Source organism: Cyanobium sp. NIVA-CYA 375 (assembly GCF_056108345.1).
In genome coordinates, this window is the sequence record NZ_JBSYHW010000132.1 from 1 (window position 1) to 3,581 (window position 3,581).

Annotated in this window: 6 protein-coding genes and 1 pseudogene; 4 read left to right on the forward strand and 3 right to left on the reverse strand. The window is 63.2% G+C overall.

Annotation, left to right across the window (positions count from 1 at the left end; translation table 11 throughout):
* Positions 1–326: 326 nt before the first annotated feature.
* A pseudogene (locus tag AC01FP_RS16490) lies at positions 327–1,061 on the reverse strand (HNH endonuclease).
* Positions 1,062–1,337: 276 nt separating this feature from the next.
* Here AC01FP_RS16490 and AC01FP_RS16495 point away from each other — a divergent pair.
* Together AC01FP_RS16495 and AC01FP_RS16500 are read left to right on the forward strand one after the other, a co-directional pair.
* Complete coding sequence (locus tag AC01FP_RS16495; RefSeq protein WP_474481754.1) at positions 1,338–1,544, forward strand: 2-oxoisovalerate dehydrogenase; 207 nt, start codon at positions 1,338–1,340, stop codon at positions 1,542–1,544.
* An 86-nt stretch (positions 1,545–1,630) separates the two neighbouring features.
* Complete coding sequence (locus AC01FP_RS16500; RefSeq protein ID WP_474481758.1) at positions 1,631–1,786, forward strand: type II toxin-antitoxin system HicA family toxin; 156 nt, start codon at positions 1,631–1,633, stop codon at positions 1,784–1,786.
* Here AC01FP_RS16500 and AC01FP_RS16505 read toward each other — a convergent pair.
* On the reverse strand, positions 1,722–2,222 hold the full coding sequence (locus AC01FP_RS16505) for an HNH endonuclease (RefSeq protein WP_474481755.1): 501 nt from the start codon (positions 2,220–2,222) through the stop codon (positions 1,722–1,724). The genes AC01FP_RS16500 and AC01FP_RS16505 overlap by 65 nt on opposite strands.
* A 356-nt stretch (positions 2,223–2,578) precedes the next feature.
* Between AC01FP_RS16505 and AC01FP_RS16510 the strand changes: the two genes are divergently transcribed.
* Together AC01FP_RS16510 and AC01FP_RS16515 are read left to right on the forward strand one after the other, a co-directional pair.
* Positions 2,579–2,893, forward strand: coding sequence for a nucleotidyltransferase family protein (locus tag AC01FP_RS16510; RefSeq protein WP_190546476.1), 315 nt, complete (start codon positions 2,579–2,581; stop codon positions 2,891–2,893).
* The gene (locus tag AC01FP_RS16515; protein WP_474481756.1) at positions 2,890–3,231 is read left to right on the forward strand and encodes a HepT-like ribonuclease domain-containing protein; all 342 of its coding nucleotides are present in this window, start codon (positions 2,890–2,892) and stop codon (positions 3,229–3,231) included. The genes AC01FP_RS16510 and AC01FP_RS16515 overlap by 4 nt, the downstream gene beginning before the upstream one ends.
* An 18-nt stretch (positions 3,232–3,249) precedes the next feature.
* On the opposite strand, the gene AC01FP_RS16520 is transcribed toward AC01FP_RS16515, so the two are convergent.
* A complete protein-coding gene (locus AC01FP_RS16520; protein ID WP_474481757.1) occupies positions 3,250–3,489 on the reverse strand; it encodes a hypothetical protein in 240 nt (79 codons plus the stop codon).
* Positions 3,490–3,581 lie beyond the last annotated feature (92 nt).

Genomic DNA, 3,581 nt, shown 5'->3' on the forward strand with positions numbered 1-3,581 from the left:
CGTGAATCAGGTGTTTGACATATTTCAGAAGGCCAACCAGTTGGACGGCCAGTATATTGTGGCTCTATTGAGCGACAAATTGACCGACTCAAGATTCAGCTTATTAAAGAAGGAATCGACTATTCTAGAGCTTTCAGAAAGTGATAAATTCTTTAGGATGTAGGTTTCATGGCCAACGATAGATATCAAAGGGCTGCGCTTGGACAAATCTTCCGCTGCGCTCTATGTTTAATGGAGAGCACTACGTTTGAGCGCCCTTGAAAAATCAATAACTCTGCCCCCCCCCTCTCTCTCTCTCTAAAAAGGCTGATCGCAATCCCCTCTGCTCAACTTGGAATCAGATGCCAGTGCGCATGAAACACCGTCTGCCCCGCCGCCTCCCCTGAATTCAGCCCCACATTCCAGCCGCTGATCGACGCGTCCTAGGCGCCCAGCTGCTCCCGCCGCAGCTTCAGCAGCTCCACCACGGCGTTCCACTCCGGCTGGTGCAGCTCCAGTCCGTCGGCCCCATGACGACGCGGGATCACCAGGCTGTGCCCCTCGCTCACGGGATAGGCATCGGCGATGCACAGCGCCAGCTCGTTCTCCAGCAGCACCCGGCCGCTGCCCTCCAGCGCGCAGAACACACAACTGTCCTGGCTATGGGTGTAGCTGGCCTGAAGCCCGCGGAAGTCGGTGCTGTCGGTGTTGCGCTTGGCGGCGTTGCAGCGGAAGCAGAGGGCCTGCAGGTTGCTGAGGTCGTCCGAGCCGCCCTGGTTCCTGGGCACGATGTGGTCCACCTCCAGGGCCCTTTGATGCTCGTGTGCGCCGCAGCATTCGCAGCAGCCCTTGACCCGGGTGAGCACCCGGTATTTGATCGAGCCGCTGATCGGGGTGCGGTGGCGGCTGCGGTGGGCGAACACCTCCTCGCCGCGCTGCTCTCGGAAGGCATCGAGGCGCTGGCGGCACAGCTGCAGCAGCTCTTCGCGCTCGGCGTCGCTCAGCTCCTCGCCGCCCACAAGGTCGTAGGCGCTCTGGTCGTAGCGGGTGATGCCGTTGCCGGTGAGCACCTTGCCCACCATCCGCTTGACGTGCTCTGTGTAGTAATCGATCTGGGTCACGTCTTCCCCCAGGATCCGGGGGGCTACGTTCTGCGCTGTGGGTGCTGGGGGGCCAGGTTTGGTTTTGGGCGGCCCGCCAGGCAAGTGCCCCTGCTGGGACCCCCTTCTGGCGTGAGTGCGTGGCGGCTTCAGCCAACCCGGCTCTTGGTGAAGGCATGCCGCCCCAGTCCCTTTGCCTAGACAGGGACAGCAAGCATCCCGGCTACTGCTGTCAGACTGGGACCATTCGAGAGCGCCATGCAGGAAACCCTTTTCTTGGTCGAGGAAGCGGAGGATGGTTCCTTTCGGGCCAGTGCCGCCGCTGCCGCCATCCACACCGAGGCCGACACGCTGGAGGATCTCCACCGGGAGATTCGCGACGCCGTCGTCTGCCACTTCGATCCGGGCCAGGCGCCGCCCCTGATCCGCCTCCATCACGTGAGGCAAGAACTGCTGGCCCTGTGAGGATTCCGAGGGACGTCAACGGGCCACTCCTGGCTGAACGCCTGCGGCGCCATGGCTATGAGGTGACCCGTCAAACAGGAAGTCACATGAGACTGAGCCGAAGCTCTGACGTTCAGCAGCAGCACCTCACCATTCCAGCCCACAAGCCTCTAAGGGTCGGCACCTTGCGGCAGATTCTCAAGGACGTGGCCTGCCAACTGGGCTGCTCGATCGAAGAGCTGATCGACGGTCTGGGCCTTTGAGTGTGCCGGCGTTGCAGCGGAAGCAGAGGGCCTGCAGGTTGGTGATGTCGTCGGAGCCGCCCTGGTTTCTGGGGATGATGTTGTCCACCTCCAGGTCGCGCTGGTGCTCGTGGGCGCCGCAGCACTCGCAGCGGCCCTGGGCGCATCGGTGAACCCTGTAGTTCGACGAGCTGCTGATCGGGGTGCGGTGGCGGCTGCGGTGGGCGAACACCTCTTCGCCGCGCTGCTGGCGGAAGGCATCGAGGCGCTGGCGGCAGAGCTGCTGCAGCTCATGGCGCTCGGCGTCGCACAGCTCGTCGCCGCCGATCAGGTTGTAGGCGCCGTTGCCGTAGGCGGTGATGCCGTTGCCGGTGAGCACCTTGCCCACCATGCGCTGCCCAGGATCGGCCGGGCCACGTCCTGCGCTGGGGCCGGGCTGCCTCTTGCCAGGCAACACCGTGGCCGAGCAGTTCCAGGAGCATGGGTGGCTGGTCGATGGCGCTCATGCGCATGCGCTCGGCGATGGTCTCGCGCAGGCGCTGGTAGGTGGCGGAGGGGGGCTAGACGCCATGGAGTGATGGTGGCGGCTGCCGGGCGACCGGGCCAGGGTTGGTTTTGGGCGGCCCGTCAGGCAGGTGCCCCTGCTGGCATCCCTTCTGGCTTGGGTGTGATGCGGCTGCAGCCAACCCGGCGCCGGGTGTGGGTGTGCCGCCTCAGCCCCTATCCCACTCTGCGCCCTCCGGAAGCTGCAGCAGGTCGGCGAGGGGGGTCGTGCCCATCGCCCTCGGAGGGGATGTAGTCCAGAATGGAGCCATGGCTGCCCCTTCGACCCAGGAAACCTCCCTCCCCCAGCGGCTCCAGGGCGCCCGTGAGGAGGTGCTTGCCGTGGCTCACCGCTATGGGGCCCGCAACCTGCGGATCTATGGCTCGGTGGCCCGTGGCCAGGATCGGCCCGGCAGCGACCTTGACCTGCTGGTGGATCTGGAACGGGGCTGTTCCCTGCTGGATGTGATCGCTCTTCGGCAGGAACTGGAAGCTCTCTTGAATTGCCAGGTGGATCTGGCGGAAGCTGCGCAGTTGCATCCTTTGATCCGCGATCAGATCATTGCGCAGGCAAAGGCTTTGTGAGCAAGGATCTCCTTTACCTCACCAGCATTGCCGAAGCTCTTGAGCGCATCACTCTCTACTCCATAGAAGGCCGCTCAGCCTTTCTTGTTTCCACGCTTGTGCAGGATGGAGTGATCCGTAACTTGATCGTGGTCGGCGAAGCCGTGAAGAATCTGTCGGCGGATCTTCGCGAGTCCGAACCGACCACTCCTTGGAAGTCCATCGCCGGCATGCGAGATGTTCTGATTCATGATTACTTGCGTGTGAATCTGGAGCAGGTCTGGGAAACCGTGGCGCGTGATCTTCCTCCCCTTGGTCTCACCGTTCACTCGCTGATTGAGCGGCACATGAACGATTGAGCGCGAAGCCAGCATCGCCTACTGCCCAGGAGTCCCACCATGAGCCCCCTGGATCACGAAGAGCAGGTGATCCTGCCGCTCGCGAAATAGCTGCAGCAGCGCGTCACGTAGTGGCTGAGCCATGCTGGCCTTTGGCCAGGTAATGGCGTCGCTCAGCTCATCGCCGCCGATCAGGCTGTAGGCGCCGTTGCCGTAGGCGGTGCTGCCGTTGAAGGTGAACCCGGCCCACCATCCGCTTCCCAGGATCCGCCTGGCCACGTCCTGCGCTGGGGCGGGGCGGTGACTTTCAGGAAAGTTGTCACTCCTTGGCTGCCATTCAGGCGGCCTTGATTAAGGGTAGCGCCATGAGC